This window comes from Pseudooceanicola marinus, assembly GCF_020177265.1.
Classification (GTDB): Bacteria; Pseudomonadota; Alphaproteobacteria; order Rhodobacterales; family Rhodobacteraceae; genus Pseudooceanicola; species Pseudooceanicola marinus_A.
Genome location: NZ_JAIVMC010000001.1, coordinates 903812 through 919248, shown reverse-complemented (window position 1 = coordinate 919248; position 15437 = coordinate 903812). Strand labels below are relative to the sequence as shown.

Here is a 15437-nt window from a genome sequence, read left to right as displayed (position 1 = left end):
GACCGACTCCCTTTCACATCGTCTTGATGGGGCATCCGGTAACTGGAAGGTCAAGCGCCATGTCGATGGTGATGCCGCGGCGGTGGGCGCAGTCGCAGGAAAACGTGCTCGAAGAGGAAGACCACCGCCATCGCGGTGACGGCGATCAGCACGATCGACGGGTCTGCCTGCCATTTCATCGCCGCGAAAGCAGCAAGCACCACGGCGTCGAGCCCGATGGCCGTCAGCAGGATCCAGCCGCGGGCGCCGACTTCGTCGCGCAGGTTCCGGAAGACGCCCCAGTGGATGAGGATGTCCATGACCAGGTAGAAGAACGCCCCGAGCGAGGCGATGCGGCTGAGGTCGAAGAAGACGGTCAGCAGGGAGGCGATCACCACCGTGTAGACCAGCGTGTGGTCGCGGATCACGCCGGGCATCCCGAAATGGCTGTGCGGGATCATCTTCATGTCGGTGAGCATCGCCAGCATCCGCGACACGGCAAAGACGCTCGCAATCAGGCCCGAAGCCGTGGCAACCAGTGCAAGCGCGACTGTGAGGTAGAAGCCGGTGCGCCCGAGCGCGGGTTCGGCGGCCTCGGCCAAGGCATAGTCCTTGGCAGCCACGATCCGGTCGAGCGGCAGACTGCTGCCGACGGCAAAGGCGACCAGCAGGTAGACCAGCGTGCAGACCGCGATGGAGATGACGATGGCGCGGCCGACGTTGCGGTGCGGCTTGGTGATCTCGGCGCCGCTGTTGGTGATGGTGGTGAAGCCCTTGAAGGCGAGGATGGCCAGCGCCATCGAGGCGACGAAGCCGGCTGCACCCGTCGTTTCGCCGCCGCGGCCCGTGGCCTCGAAGCTGAACCCGCCGGCCCAGAGCGCCGCCGCGCCGAAGAGCGTGATGCCCCCGACCTTGAGGGCAGCCATGAGGACCGACAGCCACCCGACCGAACGGTTCCCCGAGATGTTGACCAGCCACGCGAAAAAGATCACGCCGACACTGATCGCGGGCACCAGCCAGGTGTCGCGGGGCATGTCGAGACCGCGCAGCAGGTAGTTGGCGAAGGTCCGCGCCACGAGGCTTTCATTGATCACCATCGAAAGCGCCATCAGCAGCGCGGCGCCGGCGGCGACGGTGGTGGGCCCATAAGCCTTCTGCAGGATCATCCCGATCCCGCCCGCCGAGGGGTAGGCGTTCGACATCTTGATGTAGGTATAGGCGCTGAAGGCGGTCACGACCGCGCCGGCGATGAAGGCGAAGGGAAAGAGCGGGCCGGCCAGGTCGGCGATCTGCCCTGTCAGCGCGAGGATGCCGGCGCCGATCATCACGCCGGTGCCCATTGCGATGGCGTCGAGAAGCGTGATGCTGTCTTTCCGATAGTCGGAGCTCATCCGATGTGTTCCTTGTGTTGTGTCTGTTCGGTCTGCCGTTGGCTCGCTCCCGTTCCGCCGCGCAGGGCCATCAGCACGAGCGGCACCGCGGTCAGCAGCCCGAGGCCGAGGATGATCCATTCCGCCGTGCCGAAATCGCCCTCCACGGCCACGCTGCCGAAGTGCGCGAGCACGAAGCTTGCCGGCAGGATCCCGGCCAGGGTGGCCAGCGCGAAGCGCCAGAAGTGCAGGCGGCTCAGCCCGGCGGCGTAGCTCATCGCGTCGAAGGACACGAAGGGCAGCAGGCGGCTGACGAAGACGGTCAGCGTCAGCGCGTTCTGCGAGCCGAGCAGGCCGTAGTCGCGCTTGTCCCCGAGCATGCGCTCGACCACGCCGCGGCCGGCCCCGCGCGCGATGAGAAAGGCCGAGACCGCGCCGAGCTCGGAGCCGAGCGCGACATAGGCCGCACCCGCGTAATGTCCGTAGGCCGCCCCGGCGGCGAGCGCGATCGGCGCACTGGGCAGCGGGCTGGCCACGACCGCCGCCGTCATCAGGCCGATCACGGCAAGTGGCCCCCACGGTCCGGCGCCCGCGACCCAGCGGGCGACGGTCTCACGGTCGAGGCCATCGGGCGGCCAGCCGGTCAGCCAGGCCACGACCAACGCGGCCAGCAGCAGGACCCCGGCGCCCGCCGCGACGATCCTGAGTGTCCGCTTCCCCGTGGCTTTTGTCATTCGTTCTCGGCGCGTCGCCAGTTCCTCTGGCACACGGTGAAGAGGTAGGTGGCCGACCATGTCAGGATCATGAAGCCGCCCAAGGATTGAAGCATGGTCACGATCCTGATGTCACCGGCCAGCTCGATCTGCGTGTAGCCCAGCGTGGTGAAGTTCACCCCGGTCAGGTAGATGAGGTCGGCCCAGGACAGCGGGGCGGAGGCGGGTCCGCCCAAGCCGTCCCAGCCCAGCAGCCACCGGTTCGCCGCGGCGAGGCCCAGGATCTCGGCGACGTGGAGAAGCAGCAGACCAATGAAGGTCGACTGTATCGCCAGCGTCGAGCTGGAATCCGGCCGCGGCGCCGCGCGTCCCAGGGAGTAGAGGGCGTAGTGGTGGACAAGGCCCACGAGGGCGACGAGGCCCACTCCTATGGCAATCGCGGCAAGTGTCATGACCGGACGGGATCAGGCGGCATCGACGGCACCGACCAGCATGTCGCGGACCTGGCCGGCGACGGTGTGCAGGTCGTCGTTGTCGATGGCCGTCATCGAGGCGACGGGGTCGATCGCGCTGATCTCGGTCCCGCCATCGGTCTCGCGCAGGATCACGTTGCAGGGCAGCATGGCGCCGACGCGGGGCTCGATCCCGATCGCCTCGTAGGCCATCTTCGGGTTGCAGGCGCCGAGGATGCGGTAGCCGTCCATTTCGGCGCCGATCTTCTTCTTCATCGTCTCCCGGACGTCGATCTGGGTCAGCACGCCGAAGCCGGCATCCGAGAGTGACGCGCGGAGGCGCGCCTCGGCATCGTCGATGGAGACGCCTTTCAGCAGGCGGTCGTGCGTGTAGCTCATGGAACTGCTCCTTTCCGAAGGGTCGGGCCCGGTCGGGCGGACCGGGCCATGGGTCAACGCAGTGCAGCCGATTCAGTTCTGGTCCGGCATGCCCTGCATCATCGGGCGGTCGCCCGTGTCATCGCCCTGCATCATCGGCCGCCTGTCCGGGTCGCCGCCGCGCATCCGGGCCACGCGGCCGGCAAGGGCCTTCATTTCCCCCGAGGTGATCGTGCTGTCACCGTCCGCGTCAAGATGCTGGAAGCGGTCGACCATGGTCTCGCGCAGCATCGCGGCGTGCCACTCGGCGAACTCGTCGAGGTCCAGCGCGCCGTCGCCATCCGCGTCGTAGTCCTCGAGGCGCGACTGCATCATCCGGCCGGGCATGCTCCCGGGCATGTCGTTCATCATGTCCGGGAGCATCATCATCTGCATCATGTCGCGGTCCATCATGGACATTCCGCCCATGCCGGGGCCGCCCATGAAGCCCATGCCCGGGCCCATCGCATCCGAGCCGTGCATCTGCATCATCATGCGCATCATGTGCTCCATCATCTCTTGCCCGTCGCCGCCCATCGGCATGGCGCCGCGGCCCATGCGCGGCTCGTCGGCGCCCATGCGAGGCCCCGAGCCATCGCGATCGTGGTGGCCGCTGTCGGCCAGGGCCGCTCCGGCGATCAGCACGGTGATCGCGGCAATGCTTGCTGTTCTTGCGAGTGTCGGCATGGAATCCTCCTGTTCTCTGGGTCGATGCCCATGACGTGGGAATGATTGCGCAAAATTGAATGTGAGTGCATCAGCGGAATTGTAACGGTCTGTCGCAGAGCGGGTGCCTGATACAATCCGCTACAAATCCATTGATGAAACCCGGTCCTCCATTCCGGTAAAATCAAGGGCATGGGCCAGCCTCCGCATATTCTTGTCGTGGACGATCACGCGCAGATCCGCGAGAGCGTGACGCGCTATCTCGCGAAGAACGGGATGCGCGCGACCGCGGCGAAGGACGCCGCCGACATGGATGCGAAGCTCGCGGCCGGTCATTTCGATCTCGTCGTTTTGGACGTGATGATGCCCGGCGAAGACGGGCTCTCGGCTTGCCGCAGGCTGGCCGCCGAGGGCGCGGTGCCGGTCATCATGCTGACCGCTCTCGGAGAAGAGCCGGACCGTATCGCAGGGCTCGAGATTGGGGCCGACGACTACCTCGCCAAGCCGTTCAACCCGCGCGAACTGCTGGCTCGGATCAGGTCTGTCCTGCGGCGGAGCAGCCGGGGTGAGCCCCTCGCCGGCAAGCTGGCCGGGCGGAAGGTGCGGTTCGAGCATCTCGTGCTCGACACCGACCGGCAGATCCTCATCGACGACGATCAGGGCGAGATCCCTCTCACCGACTCCGAGTTCCGGCTGCTGGTCGTCATGCTCGAGCGCGCGCGGATGGTGCTGAGCCGCGACCAGCTGCTCGACCTGACGGCGGGCCGCACGGCGGGACCGCTCGACCGGACGATCGACAACCAGATCAGCCGCCTGCGCCGCAAGATCGAGCCGGATGTCCTGCGTCCGAGGATCATCAGGACGGTGCGCAACGGCGGCTATTGCCTGGCCACGGACGTGGAGGAGCAGGCGTGATCTCGCGACATATCAGTTCACTGCGGGTCCAGTTGATTCTGCTCGTCGTCGCGGCACTTGTCGCGGGCCAACTGGTCAGCCTGTTTCTCTTTGCCGATGAGCGAAGCCTTGCGATCCGCGCCGCCCTGGGGTTCGAGGCGGCAGGCCGGGCGGCGAACGTGGCGCGGCTGATCGAGGAGGCGCCGTCCGACCTTCACCCTTCGATCGTCAGGGCCGCGAATTCGCCGCTCGTGCGCTTCGATCTGTCCGGAATCGCATCGGTTCAGCATTCGGATCATTCCGACGGCGGTCTTGTCGAAACCCGGATCCGGACCCTGCTCGACGACAGCTACAGCCGCGATATCCGTGTCGAACTGCACGAGGTCGAAGGCCAACTGATGCCGTTGCCGAACCTGTCGCGTGAAATGACCGACATGCACATGGCGATGATGCGGGGCGAATTGACGGCGGTCGAGATGAACCTCTCCATCGCGATCCGGGGCGGACAGTGGCTGAACGTCGGAACCCGGTTCGAGCGTCCGCCGATCCAGTGGCCGCTTTACTCGATGCTGACCTTCGCCATGTCGGCGGGGCTTCTGCTCGTCGTGGTGATCTGGTTCGTCATGACGCGCCTGACCGGCCCGTTGCGGCGGCTGGCCCGCGCGGCCGACAGCCTTGGTCGCGGCGAGGACGTGGCCGAGCTTCCCGTGGCGGGACCGACCGAAGTGCGCGACCTGACCGGGGCCTTCAACCGCATGCAGGACCGCCTGACCCGCTTCGTGGGCGACCGGACGCGGATGCTGGCCGCGCTGGGGCATGACCTGCGCTCGCCGCTGACCGCGATGCGCGTGCAGGCCGAGATGGTCGACGACACCGAAACGCGCGACAGCCTCGTCGCCTCGGTCGAGGAAATGCAGGGCATGGTCGATGCGACGCTGACCTTCGCGCGCGGGCTGACCGGGTCCGAGCAGCCCGAGACCGTCGATCTGCACGATTTCCTCGAGGCTCTGTGCGCGGACATGCCCGGCGGGTTCGTCATCGACGCGGGCCCCCGGATCGAAGCGCGCCTGCGGCCGAACGCCATGCGGCGGGCGCTGCGCAACGTGATCGAAAACGCCGACCGCTACGGGGGCGGCGCCACGGTCGGTTGGAAACGCCAGGGCGATACCCTCGTGGTGACGGTCGAGGACGATGGCCCCGGCATTCCCCGGGACAAGATCGAGAAGGTCTTCGACCCCTTCTACCGGATCGAGGAGTCGCGTTCGCGCGAAACCGGGGGACACGGCCTGGGTCTGTCGATCGCGCGGACAATCGTCCAGGCGCATGGCGGTGACATCACCCTTGGAAACCGGGAAACCGGCGGGCTGCGCGCGGCGGTCTCGATCCCGCTCGCCCCGAAACCACCTGAAGAAAGGAGAGAACGATGACCTTCAAACTCTGGAGCATGACCGCCCTTGCGAGCCTTGCCGCCTCGACGGCCCTGGCCGATCCCGACGGCTCATGGGACGGGCACATGATGTGGGGCGGCGGCTACGGCGTCTTCGGCGGCCTGATGATGCTGGTCTTCTGGGGCGTGATCATCGCCCTGATCGTGCTGGCTGTTCACTGGCTGCGTGACAACAGCGGCACCGGCGGCAAGTCCTCGGACGCGCTCGAAATCCTGCGTCAGCGTCTGGCGAAAGGCGAGATCGACGAAGAGGAGTTCCGGCGGCGGAAGGCCGCGCTCGAGGAGTGAGGCGCGAGGCGTGACGCATCAGGACCAGTGAAAGACAGACAGAGGGACAGACATCATGATACCTGAAATCGGGCATTTCGCCCTCGCGTTGGCCTTGTCTCTCGCTGTGGTCCAGAGCGTCCTGCCAATCCTCGGGGCCTCACGCGGCAACGTGCGGTGGATGCAGTCTGCCCGGTCTTCCGCGATCGGGCAGGTGTTTTTCGTTGGAGTGGCCTTCGCGGCGCTGATGCGGTCATTCGTGGTCAGCGACTTCACCGTCAGGAACGTGGCGGAGAACTCGCATTCCCTGAAGCCACTGCTGTTCAAGATCGCGGGGACCTGGGGCAGTCACGAAGGCTCGTTGCTTCTTTGGGTGCTGATCCTGACGGTATTCGGTGCCGGCGTGGCCGTGCTGGGATCGAACATCCCGGCAGCCACGAAGGCGCGCACGCTGTCCGTGCAGGCCTGGATCAGCGTCGGGTTCCTGTCTTTCCTGCTGTTCACCTCCAATCCGTTCGACCGCGTATTCCCGCCTCCCGCGGACGGCAGCGACCTCAATCCCCTGCTGCAGGACGTGGGGCTCGCGATGCATCCGCCCTTGCTCTATTTCGGCTATGTCGGGTTCTCGATCGTGTTTTCCTTCGCCGTCGCGGCCCTGATCGAGGGACGCATCGATGCCGCCTGGGCGCGATGGGTCCGGCCCTGGACCCTGGCCGCATGGATGAGCCTGACCGCGGGGATCGCCCTTGGGTCGTGGTGGGCCTATTACGAGCTGGGCTGGGGCGGCTGGTGGTTCTGGGATCCGGTCGAGAACGTCAGCTTTATGCCCTGGTTGCTCGGCACGGCACTCCTGCATTCGGCCATCGTGACCGAGAAACGCGATGCATTCAAAAGCTGGACCATTCTCCTGGCCATCCTGACGTTCTCGCTGTCGCTTCTGGGCACCTTCATCGTGCGCTCGGGGCTGCTAACCTCGGTCCATGCCTTCGCCGTGGATCCGGAGCGGGGAATCTACATCCTCGGACTCCTGGCTCTTTCCATCGGCGGCTCGCTGACGCTCTACGCCTGGCGCGCGCCGGTCATGGAGGGCGGCGGATTGTTCCGTCCAATCAGCCGCGAGGCCGGGCTTTTGGTCAATAATCTGATCCTGGCGGCCGCAACCGGAACCGTCCTGTTCGGAACCTTGTATCCCTTGCTCCTCGAGGCCCTCACGGGCGACAAGATCTCCGTCGGACCGCCCTTCTTCAACGCGGCGTTCGTGCCCATGATGCTCGTGCTCGGCCTTTTCATGGGTGCCGGCCCCTTCCTGTCATGGAAGCGCGCGGATCTTGCCGGCGTTCTTCAACGGGTCCGGTTCGTCGCCGGGCTGGCGGTTCTTGTCACTCTCGCCGTCTGGTACCTGATCAGCGGCGGTCCTTTCCTGGCCTATGTTTCCATTCTGATCGCGGTATGGCTGCTTCTGGCGACTCTCCGGGAATGGGCGTTGCGGATCAAATTCATGGAAGCTCCTCTGAGCGAGACGCTGCGCCGGGCGCGCAATCTGCCGCGTGCATCGCAGGGCATGACGCTGGCGCACGTCGGCCTCGCCGTGGCAATGATCGGCATGATCGGATCAAGCGCTTGGAAGAGCGAAGAGATCGTCTTCGTCACGCCGGGGACCGACGTAACGATCGCCGGATTCGACGTGACCTTTACCGGTGCCGAGCGTCTGCGCGGCCCGAATTACATCGCGGATCGCGGCAGGCTCGAGGTCCGGCGAGACGGCGAGCCGGTGACAACGCTCTACCCGGAGCGGCGGAGCTATCCCGTGGCGCAAAGCACGACCACGGAATCTGCGATCCGGTCGACACTTGCGGGCGATCTTTATGCTTCGATCAGTGAGCCCGCCTCGGAAGATGCGGCCAGCGGCGAAGCCTGGACGCTGCGTATTCTCTACGAACCGCTGGTCAATTTCATCTGGCTCGGTGCCTTGATGCTGGTGGCAGGCGGCGCGCTCTCGCTATCGGATCGGAGGCTGCGCGTGGGGGTGCCGCGCCGAACCCGCCCCCATGGCGACCTGCGCCTGCCTGCAGAATAGGAGACCCCATGAAACGCCTGTTTGCAGTGGTGCCGTTGGCTGTCGCCGTAGTGCTCGGAGGATTTTTCCTCTGGGGGCTGAATCCCGAACGCGACCCGAGCGAAATTCCGTCGGTCCTGATTTCGCAGCCCGCACCGGAATTCGATCTGCCTTCCGTTCCCGGTGTCGATGTGCCGGGCCTGGGGCGCGCAGACCTGACGGACACCCCGGGCCCCGTGGTCATCAACGTCTTCGCCTCGTGGTGCGTCCCGTGCAAGGCCGAGCATGCCGTGCTGACGCGGTTCGTCGAGCGTTACGGCCTGCGTCTCTTCGGGATCAATTACAAGGACGAACCCAAGGACGCCGCGACCTGGCTCTCGGATCTGGGCAACCCCTACGCGCGGATCGGCTCGGATCGTTCAGGACGCGCGGGCATCGAATGGGGCATATCCGGCGTCCCCGAAACCTTCATCGTCGGCCGCGATGGGACGGTGCTCTACCGCTATGTCGGCCCCATCGTGGGGGAGGAGGCTGTCGCGAAGTTCACCACCGCACTGACCCAGGCCGGGGCCCTTGATCGGGAGTTGGGCTCATGATCCGGGCCCTGTTTCTGATCATCATGCTGGGGTTGCCTGGGCTGGCGAATGCCGTGGAGCCGGACGAGATGCTGGCTGACCCGAACCTCGAAGCGCGGGCCCGCGAGATATCGAGGGAGCTGCGCTGCGTCGTCTGTCAGAACCAGGATATAGACAGTTCGAATGCAGGCGTGGCGCGCGACCTTCGCCTTCTGGTGCGAGAGCGGTTGACGGCGGGCGACAGCGACACGGAGGTCATCGACTTCGTCCGCGCCCGCTATGGCGATTTCGTCCTGTTCAAACCTCCGTTCAAACCGCAGACCTACGCGCTCTGGATCGCGCCGTTCGCTCTGCCCGCTGCCGCATTCGTGATTGGCGGAATACTCCTCTGGAGAGCACGGCGACGCGCTTCGGTCGAGGCCCTCAGCGATGAGGAAGAGGCGCTCGTCGCCGAGGTCCTCGCACGACATGGTAGGAGAGACGAAAAATGATCTGGGTTGCTTTCCTTGTGATGGCTCTTGTCGCGTCAGCTTTCGCGCTCTTGCCGATCTTCAGGCCGGATACGGCGGCCGTCATTCGCTCCGACGCGGTCCCGGCGGTGCTCGCCGATCAGCTGGAAGAAGTCCGGCGTGATCTGGACCGTGGTCTTATTTCCGCCGCCGAAGCCAAGGCTGCGGAGCTGGAGATCAAGAAACGCATTCTGTCTGTCGTTCGCAGAACAACGAGTGAAGAACATGGTCCCGGCGCAGGCGGCGGACGGGCCGGCGCGATCCTTGCCGCGCTTTTCGTCCCGCTCATGGCCTTTGGATACTACACCGTGAACGGGGCTCCTGACGTCCCGGCCCTGGCGTTCGGGGAGAGGGCCCCCGAGCGCGCGGAGGAGGCCCGGATCGTGGACTTGGCGCAGCAACTCCATGATCGCTTGCAGAACGATCCGAATGGCGGCGCGAGCGAAGGCTGGATGCTTCTCGGTCAGACCTACATGCGGATGCAGCGCTTCGAGGACGCCGTGAGGGCCTTCGAGACGGTCGCGGATCGCTCGGATGCAACCTCGGCGACCTGGTCGATGCTGGCAGAAGCCTTGATCGGGGCCAACGCCGGGACGGTGGTTCCGCGCGCCGAGGCGGCAATCGAACGTGCCCTGGAGATCGACGCAATGAACCCGGCGGCCACATTCTACGCCGCGCTGGCCGAAAGTCAGGGAGGCGACGATGCCAAGGCCTACGATCTGCTCACGACCCGCCTGACGGAAGCAAACGGATATGCGGCCTGGATGGATAGCTACGTGGCCCGGATCAATCGGCTCGCACAGGCGACAGGCAAGCCGCGCGTCGCGGTTTCGGACTACGCGTCCGAAGCTCCGCGCGGTCCCAGTGCCGCAGACGTTGCGGCGGCGCGCGACATGTCCGAGGGCGACAGAGCCGACTTTATCAGGTCTATGGTCGATCGTCTTGCATCCCGGCTGGAAGCGGAACCGGACGACCTGGACGGGTGGATGAGGCTTGGCAATGCCTACAAGGTCCTGAACGAGCGCAAGAACGCCATCGAGGCCTACAGCCGTGCGCAGGAACTGCTGGAAGCCGCGGCTCAAGACGACCCTCGAAGACAGATCGTCGAGAAAGCTCTCCGGGATCTCCAGGGGTGACGTAGTGCCGAAGGGGCCTGAGATGGCCTTTTCAAGGATCTGCCGCGGTCATCTGCCGGACAAGGCGGCCGCCCGCTGGATCGATGGTGAAGGACACGGCAAGGAGGAGAGAGCGATGAGTTCGCATGGCAACCCGCACGCCGGCCACATGCCTTCGGGCGGTCGGGGCATGGCAATTTCGGCCTGGCTGACGGGCGTGTATTTCGTGATCGAGATGGGCATCGGCTTATGGACCGGGTCGATCGCGGTGACCTCGGACGCGTTCCATACCTTTTCGGCTGTCGGCGGCGTGCTGGTCGCAATTGCCGCGGCTCGGCTTGCCAAGCGCCCGGCAGACGAATCCTTCAGTTTCGGCTGGTATCGCTCGGAGATCATCGGTGCGCTGGTCAACGGTGGCTTTCTGCTCGGCATGGCACTGGTCGTCATCTACATGGCTGCGATGCGCCTCGGGTCGCCGATAGACCTGCCGACCGGGCCGATGCTGATCGCGGCTGCGGGCGGGCTCTTCACCGAGGTGATCTCGCTCTGGCTGATCTGGCAGCAGAGCAAGACCGACCTCAACGTGCGTGGCGCTCTCTGGCACATCATCCAGACCTTCGTCGGGAGCCTTCTGATCATCGTAACGGCACTGGTCATCAAGTTTACTGGATTCTTACTGATCGACCCGATCCTCGGCATGGCATTCGGGGTCGTGCTGCTATGGGCGAGCTGGGGCATCCTGCGCGACGCGGCGCGGCTGCTGATGGAGGGCACGCCCGACGAGGTGGATTTGCGAGGGGTGATCGAGGCGCTGGAGGAAATGGACGGAGTGCAGGATGCCCATCATGTCCACGCCTGGACTCTGACCAGCGGGCGCAACGTGTTTTCCGGACATCTGAGGGTTTCTCAAGACGCCGATACGCCGGCACTGCTGAAAGATGCGAATACGATGTTGAAATCGGATTTCGGTTTCTTCTTCGTCACTCTTCAGATCGAAACCAGGTGCCTGGATGAGAGCGGCGCCGAGAAGATCGACGTGACCAGTGGCCCTGCCGAGACAGTAGACGAACCATGACGGCAAGAGTCCGAGGATCGCAGCCGTCACTTCGGCTTCGTGTCACGCGACAAGTCATCCGGCAGACTGTCAGACGTGCAGTGCGCAGCGGCATTGCCAACCGGCAGATGACGGACACGCAAGGCCACCCGATTCGCTGGCTCGGTCCTGAGATCCAGTCCTACCTGGCCGCAATGGATGCGGAAGCGGTTGCTCTTCGCCGGCACGCGCGGTTGGACGAACTTGACCGCTTCGGGAACCGCCTGATGGTCGAAATGGCGATCTGGACCGTCGCCGCCGACCGCGCATTGAGGAAATCCGGCATTTCGCCCGAGACCGCGCGACAGGTGGTGGCCGACCTCGGCTGGGAAATCTACAGCAGGATGCTGAGCCTCAGCTCTCTGCCCGTGCGGCTCGTGGCGAGGGATCCCGGACAGCGCCTGAGGTGGACCATCCGAATGCTGCTGGTCTTTCCCTTCAGCGCCCCCGCAGCGCCCGGATACGAGGTGAAAGCGTGGCGTGAGGGCGATGACATCCTGACCCATTTCACCTGCTGTCCGCCCCAGAGTTTCGTTCGCCGGGTGGCCGAGACGGAGGGCGATCCCGACGCGCTGGAGACCTTCCGCCGGAGCTGGTGCACCTACGATTGGCCGGGCGCCGACCTGATTGCAAGCGATGCTTCGCGGGGCCATTACCGTCGTCCGCACACGCTGTCGCACGGCGACTCCGTCTGCGACATGTGCTGGGCAGCGCGGGCACGGTCTGCTTAGGCTGGAGGTTTCATGCGCACGCTACTGCTGCTGGCCCTGATCACCGTCTCCGAGGCGACGATCGGCATATTCGTCAAGCTCACCGGCGGACTGATTCCCATCCACACCTTGAACTTCTACGCGTTGCTGACGGCGACATTGTTCCTCATGCTGACGATGCCCGTCCTGAATGGTGAGCCTTTGCGGCTGCCTTGGGGAAACATGACCGACACCGTGATCATCGGCGTGCTCATTGCGACGCAGATCAGCGTCTTCAACCTGGCGATGACGCTTGTTCCCATCGCGAACGCCGTGATTTTCTGGAGCGTTGCACCGTTCTTTACCTTCATCTTGTCGGCCATTTTCCTGAAAGAAAGAGCGACCCTCGGGAACGTCCTGACCTTCGGGATCGCGATCGTCGGCATCGTTCTTGCCAAGCCGCTGTCCGGCGGACACATGCTCGGCAATCTCGTGGCGCTGGCTGATGGAGCCGTCCATGCCGCGATGGTCACCTACATGCGGCACGAGGGAAAATCCGAGACCGGAAACGACATTGCCTGGTCGATGCTGGTGGCCGCGCTGATCCTTGCCCCTTCGGTGCTGATCTTTGGGCCCGGACAGGTCTTTTCACCAACGCCAGGCATGGGGGAGGGCGGGGTCCCGGTCGGCATCTGGGCTCTGGCGCTGGGACTCGTCTCAACGGGCTTCGCCTATTTCGGGATCTCCCTGGTCCTCAAGACGCTGAACGCCAATGTCTATTCGCTGATCGACATTATCGTCTCGCCGGTCGTGGCGACCCTGCTTGGTTTCCTGATCCTGGCGGAAATCCCGGCGGCGAGCACCGTTTATGGTGGTGCGCTCCTGCTGTTCGCCGGGTTCCTGCTCACCTGGCAGACCACGCGGGACACCCCGAATATCGCGGTTCACCCGTGCCAATGCCAGGCAGCGTCCGCGTAGCGTCGGTGGTCACCAGTCCTGATCAAAAAGGCCAGACGTGGTCGCCCGGCCGCCCGAGGCGGAGCGCAGCGCGTTGATCACCGCCTCACCCGACAGGATTTCCGACAGCACGATACCGTCAGGGGCGCCCGGGCCGTAGACGGCGTTGAACGGGATGCCGTAGCGATCGAATCTTTCGAGATAGCGAGAAATGGTCTCGTCCGGTCGCGTCCAGTCGGCCTGCATCGGAATTGTGCCCTCGGCGCGCAGCGCGGTCAGCACGGGATCGCGCTCGATGACCAGTGCCTTGTTGGCCTTGCAGGTGAGGCACCAGTCGGCCGTGACATCGACGAAGACGACCTCTCCGCGCGACACGCGCCGCGCGATTTCCGCCCGGTCGAAGGGCATCCAGCTGAGCGAAGAGACCGCGACTTCGGTCGCTTCCGTTTTGGTCAACTGGGGAACTGCGATCAGGGGCAGCCCGGCGCATGCGGCGACGATCGGCCAGCGGGCGGCCGAGGGCAGACGTGGGACGGAGAGAGTGACCGCCAGCGCCAGCGCCAGCCCGCCTACGGCAGCTGCCGCGGCTGTCCCGGCCACACCTGCCATCACCCAGAGAAGCCACGCCACCGTGGCCATGAGCAGGCCCCCGAGGAGAAACCTCAACGCCACCATCCAGCGCCCGGGCTTCGGCAGGAGCGAAATGGCGCCCGGCACGGCTGCGACCAGGAGGTACGGCACGGCCAGCCCGATCCCGAGGCTGGTGAAGACGATGAAGATATCGATACCTCGCCCGGCCAGTGCGAAGGCGATGGCCGTCCCGAGGAACGGGGCCGAACATGGCGTCGCCATGACAGCGCCGAACATGCCGGTCAGGAAATCCGCGGCATGCACGTGTCCGCGTCCGGAATTCGCCAGCCGCGTCTGCAGGCCGGAGGGCAGGCTGAACTCGAAACCGCCCAGCATGTTGGCAGAGAAAACCGACAGCAGCAGCACCATCGCCGCAAGGAACAGCGGGTTCTGGAATTGCAGCCCCCAGCCGACCACGACACCGGCCCGCTGCAACAGGAAGAGGATCAGCGCCAGCCCCCACATGAATGTCAGGGCGCCCCCGGCGGCGGCGAGGAAGCCCGCGCGCACCGTGCGCCTATCCTGCTCGCCGTGTTTCATGACCGTCGAGAGCTTTATCGAGAGGACCGGCAGCACGCAGGGCATGACGTTCAGGATCAGTCCCCCGAGGAAAGCGACCAGTGCGATCCAGATCAGGGTTTCGATGCCGGGGGCGGCGGTCGCGATGCTGAAAGGTGGGGCAGGGGCTTCGGCAGCACGGTCCGGCGTGACGGTGAAGGCTCGGTCCGGGCCGTCTGTCACCGTGAGGACCGGATCGTGAAGCGTCGCGTCGTCGGTCGAAAGGACCGGCAGCGTGGCCCACATTCTGCGCCCGCCGTCGCCAAGCCGGACATCGGGTTTGCCGAGAGCGTTGTCTGCGCCGAGTTCCGGGAAGACGTCCGGGTCCTTGAACGGTGTGGCGCTGCGAAGCGAGATGGTGAGCGCGGTCGTCTGGTTGTCGAGATGGAAAAGCGCCTGATCGACGCCGATGCCGTCCCCCTCAGCTGGAACGCGCGCCAGAAAGCCGGCGATACGGTCGGCGACCGGCTGATCGATTCCGTTACTGGCCGGCAGATCGAGGCTCAGGTGGAAATCCCGCGGCACGCAGACGTCTGAACAGACGAGCAGCGAGACTTGCGCCTCAAGCTTTGCCGGCTCTCCCGGTCGTGCGAGTTCGATCCGGAGCGGGAAGACGACTTCGCCGTGGTAGCCGAAGTTCTCGATACCGAAGGCCGTGAAGCGCTCAGGGGCGGGCCAGAGGAATTCCACCTCCGCGATGTTCTCCGATCCCGCCCAATCCACCGATGGTGAGATGCCGACTTCACCTGGTGACCGCCAGTAGGTCTTCCAACCGTCGCCAAGGTCCAGGTCCAGCCCCCCTGATAGGGTTCGGCCGCTGTCGGGCACTCCGTCCTGGGCAGAGATCAACCGCGCCGTGACGGCGGGGGACTCATATGGCTGCGAGGACGCGGCATGGACGGCTGGGGCAGTGCCGAGCGCCGCGGCCGCAATGACCATGACGAAACGAAATGTCGTCAGCATGTTATGGAGCATCTTTCGGGATTTCGTAAGTGGCGGGAAAGGATCGGCGATCTCCCGGACAAGCGGACATGCCGTGAAGCTCGTTGC

General features: G+C 65.2%; 16 protein-coding genes. 10 read left to right on the top strand and 6 right to left on the bottom strand.

The genetic code is table 11. The features are described 5' to 3' along the window. Positions 1-50 precede the first annotated feature (50 nt). The 5 genes from LC066_RS04310 to LC066_RS04290 form a co-directional block, all read right to left on the bottom strand. Complete coding sequence (locus tag LC066_RS04310; protein ID WP_149755587.1) at positions 51-1370, bottom strand: APC family permease; 1320 nt, start codon at positions 1368-1370, stop codon at positions 51-53. Then, the gene (locus LC066_RS04305; protein WP_224896640.1) at positions 1367-2083 is read right to left on the bottom strand and encodes a TVP38/TMEM64 family protein; all 717 of its coding nucleotides are present in this window, start codon (positions 2081-2083) and stop codon (positions 1367-1369) included. Before LC066_RS04305 ends, LC066_RS04310 begins: the two co-directional genes overlap by 4 nt. Then, the gene (locus LC066_RS04300) at positions 2080-2469 is read right to left on the bottom strand and encodes an ion channel (RefSeq protein ID WP_224896639.1); all 390 of its coding nucleotides are present in this window, start codon (positions 2467-2469) and stop codon (positions 2080-2082) included. The genes LC066_RS04305 and LC066_RS04300 overlap by 4 nt, the downstream gene beginning before the upstream one ends. Positions 2470-2526: 57 nt before the next feature. Further along, positions 2527-2913, bottom strand: coding sequence for a DUF302 domain-containing protein (locus LC066_RS04295; protein ID WP_149755584.1), 387 nt, complete (start codon positions 2911-2913; stop codon positions 2527-2529). Positions 2914-2985: 72 nt separating this feature from the next. After that, entirely contained in the window at positions 2986-3618 is a 633-nt protein-coding gene (locus tag LC066_RS04290) for a calcium-binding protein (protein WP_224896638.1), read from the bottom strand. Between the two features lie 171 nt (positions 3619-3789). Here LC066_RS04290 and LC066_RS04285 point away from each other — a divergent pair, with 171 nt between their 5' ends. From LC066_RS04285 to LC066_RS04240, 10 genes are all read left to right on the top strand, one after another. Beyond that, on the top strand, positions 3790-4512 hold the full coding sequence (locus tag LC066_RS04285; RefSeq protein WP_149755583.1) for a response regulator: 723 nt from the start codon (positions 3790-3792) through the stop codon (positions 4510-4512). 32 nt (positions 4513-4544) lie between these two features. After that, on the top strand, positions 4545-5918 hold the full coding sequence (locus LC066_RS04280) for an ATP-binding protein (RefSeq protein WP_224896637.1): 1374 nt from the start codon (positions 4545-4547) through the stop codon (positions 5916-5918). Further along, positions 5915-6226, top strand: coding sequence for an SHOCT domain-containing protein (locus tag LC066_RS04275; RefSeq protein ID WP_223163023.1), 312 nt, complete (start codon positions 5915-5917; stop codon positions 6224-6226). The genes LC066_RS04280 and LC066_RS04275 overlap by 4 nt, the downstream gene beginning before the upstream one ends. Before the next feature lie 55 nt (positions 6227-6281). Continuing rightward, the gene (locus LC066_RS04270; RefSeq protein WP_224896636.1) at positions 6282-8282 is read left to right on the top strand and encodes a heme lyase CcmF/NrfE family subunit; all 2001 of its coding nucleotides are present in this window, start codon (positions 6282-6284) and stop codon (positions 8280-8282) included. An 8-nt stretch (positions 8283-8290) separates the two neighbouring features. Further along, positions 8291-8857, top strand: a complete 567-nt coding sequence (locus LC066_RS04265) for a DsbE family thiol:disulfide interchange protein (protein ID WP_149755581.1) — start codon at positions 8291-8293, stop codon at positions 8855-8857. Beyond that, positions 8857-9327: a cytochrome c-type biogenesis protein CcmH gene (locus LC066_RS04260; RefSeq protein ID WP_412103227.1), complete on the top strand. Its 471-nt coding sequence runs from the start codon at positions 8857-8859 to the stop codon at positions 9325-9327. Before LC066_RS04265 ends, LC066_RS04260 begins: the two co-directional genes overlap by 1 nt. Next, positions 9324-10481 (top strand): c-type cytochrome biogenesis protein CcmI, encoded by a 1158-nt coding sequence (gene ccmI, locus LC066_RS04255; RefSeq protein WP_224896634.1) that lies wholly within the window; start codon positions 9324-9326, stop codon positions 10479-10481. The genes LC066_RS04260 and ccmI overlap by 4 nt, the downstream gene beginning before the upstream one ends. A 115-nt stretch (positions 10482-10596) precedes the next feature. Beyond that, positions 10597-11535: a cation diffusion facilitator family transporter gene (locus tag LC066_RS04250; RefSeq protein ID WP_224896737.1), complete on the top strand. Its 939-nt coding sequence runs from the start codon at positions 10597-10599 to the stop codon at positions 11533-11535. 107 nt (positions 11536-11642) lie between these two features. After that, a complete protein-coding gene (locus LC066_RS04245) occupies positions 11643-12284 on the top strand; it encodes a hypothetical protein (protein ID WP_224896633.1) in 642 nt (213 codons plus the stop codon). A gap of 12 nt (positions 12285-12296) precedes the next feature. Continuing rightward, a complete protein-coding gene (locus LC066_RS04240; protein ID WP_224896632.1) occupies positions 12297-13220 on the top strand; it encodes an EamA family transporter in 924 nt (307 codons plus the stop codon). 9 nt (positions 13221-13229) lie between these two features. Here the strand turns inward: LC066_RS04240 and LC066_RS04235 are convergent, their stop codons facing one another. Continuing rightward, positions 13230-15362, bottom strand: coding sequence for a protein-disulfide reductase DsbD family protein (locus LC066_RS04235; RefSeq protein ID WP_224896631.1), 2133 nt, complete (start codon positions 15360-15362; stop codon positions 13230-13232). Between the last annotated feature and the right edge of the window lie 75 nt (positions 15363-15437).

Coding starts and splice junctions, on each gene's coding strand:
- LC066_RS04310 (WP_149755587.1), bottom strand. CDS start 1,370: ATGAGCTCCGACTATCGGAAAGACAGCATCACGCTTCTCGACGCCATC.
- LC066_RS04305 (WP_224896640.1), bottom strand. CDS start 2,083: ATGACAAAAGCCACGGGGAAGCGGACACTCAGGATCGTCGCGGCGGGC.
- LC066_RS04295 (WP_149755584.1), bottom strand. CDS start 2,913: ATGAGCTACACGCACGACCGCCTGCTGAAAGGCGTCTCCATCGACGAT.
- LC066_RS04290 (WP_224896638.1), bottom strand. CDS start 3,618: ATGCCGACACTCGCAAGAACAGCAAGCATTGCCGCGATCACCGTGCTG.
- LC066_RS04285 (WP_149755583.1), top strand. CDS start 3,790: ATGGGCCAGCCTCCGCATATTCTTGTCGTGGACGATCACGCGCAGATC.
- LC066_RS04275 (WP_223163023.1), top strand. CDS start 5,915: ATGACCTTCAAACTCTGGAGCATGACCGCCCTTGCGAGCCTTGCCGCC.
- LC066_RS04270 (WP_224896636.1), top strand. CDS start 6,282: ATGATACCTGAAATCGGGCATTTCGCCCTCGCGTTGGCCTTGTCTCTC.
- LC066_RS04265 (WP_149755581.1), top strand. CDS start 8,291: ATGAAACGCCTGTTTGCAGTGGTGCCGTTGGCTGTCGCCGTAGTGCTC.
- ccmI (WP_224896634.1), top strand. CDS start 9,324: ATGATCTGGGTTGCTTTCCTTGTGATGGCTCTTGTCGCGTCAGCTTTC.
- LC066_RS04250 (WP_224896737.1), top strand. CDS start 10,597: ATGAGTTCGCATGGCAACCCGCACGCCGGCCACATGCCTTCGGGCGGT.
- LC066_RS04245 (WP_224896633.1), top strand. CDS start 11,643: ATGACGGACACGCAAGGCCACCCGATTCGCTGGCTCGGTCCTGAGATC.
- LC066_RS04240 (WP_224896632.1), top strand. CDS start 12,297: ATGCGCACGCTACTGCTGCTGGCCCTGATCACCGTCTCCGAGGCGACG.
- LC066_RS04235 (WP_224896631.1), bottom strand. CDS start 15,362: ATGCTCCATAACATGCTGACGACATTTCGTTTCGTCATGGTCATTGCG.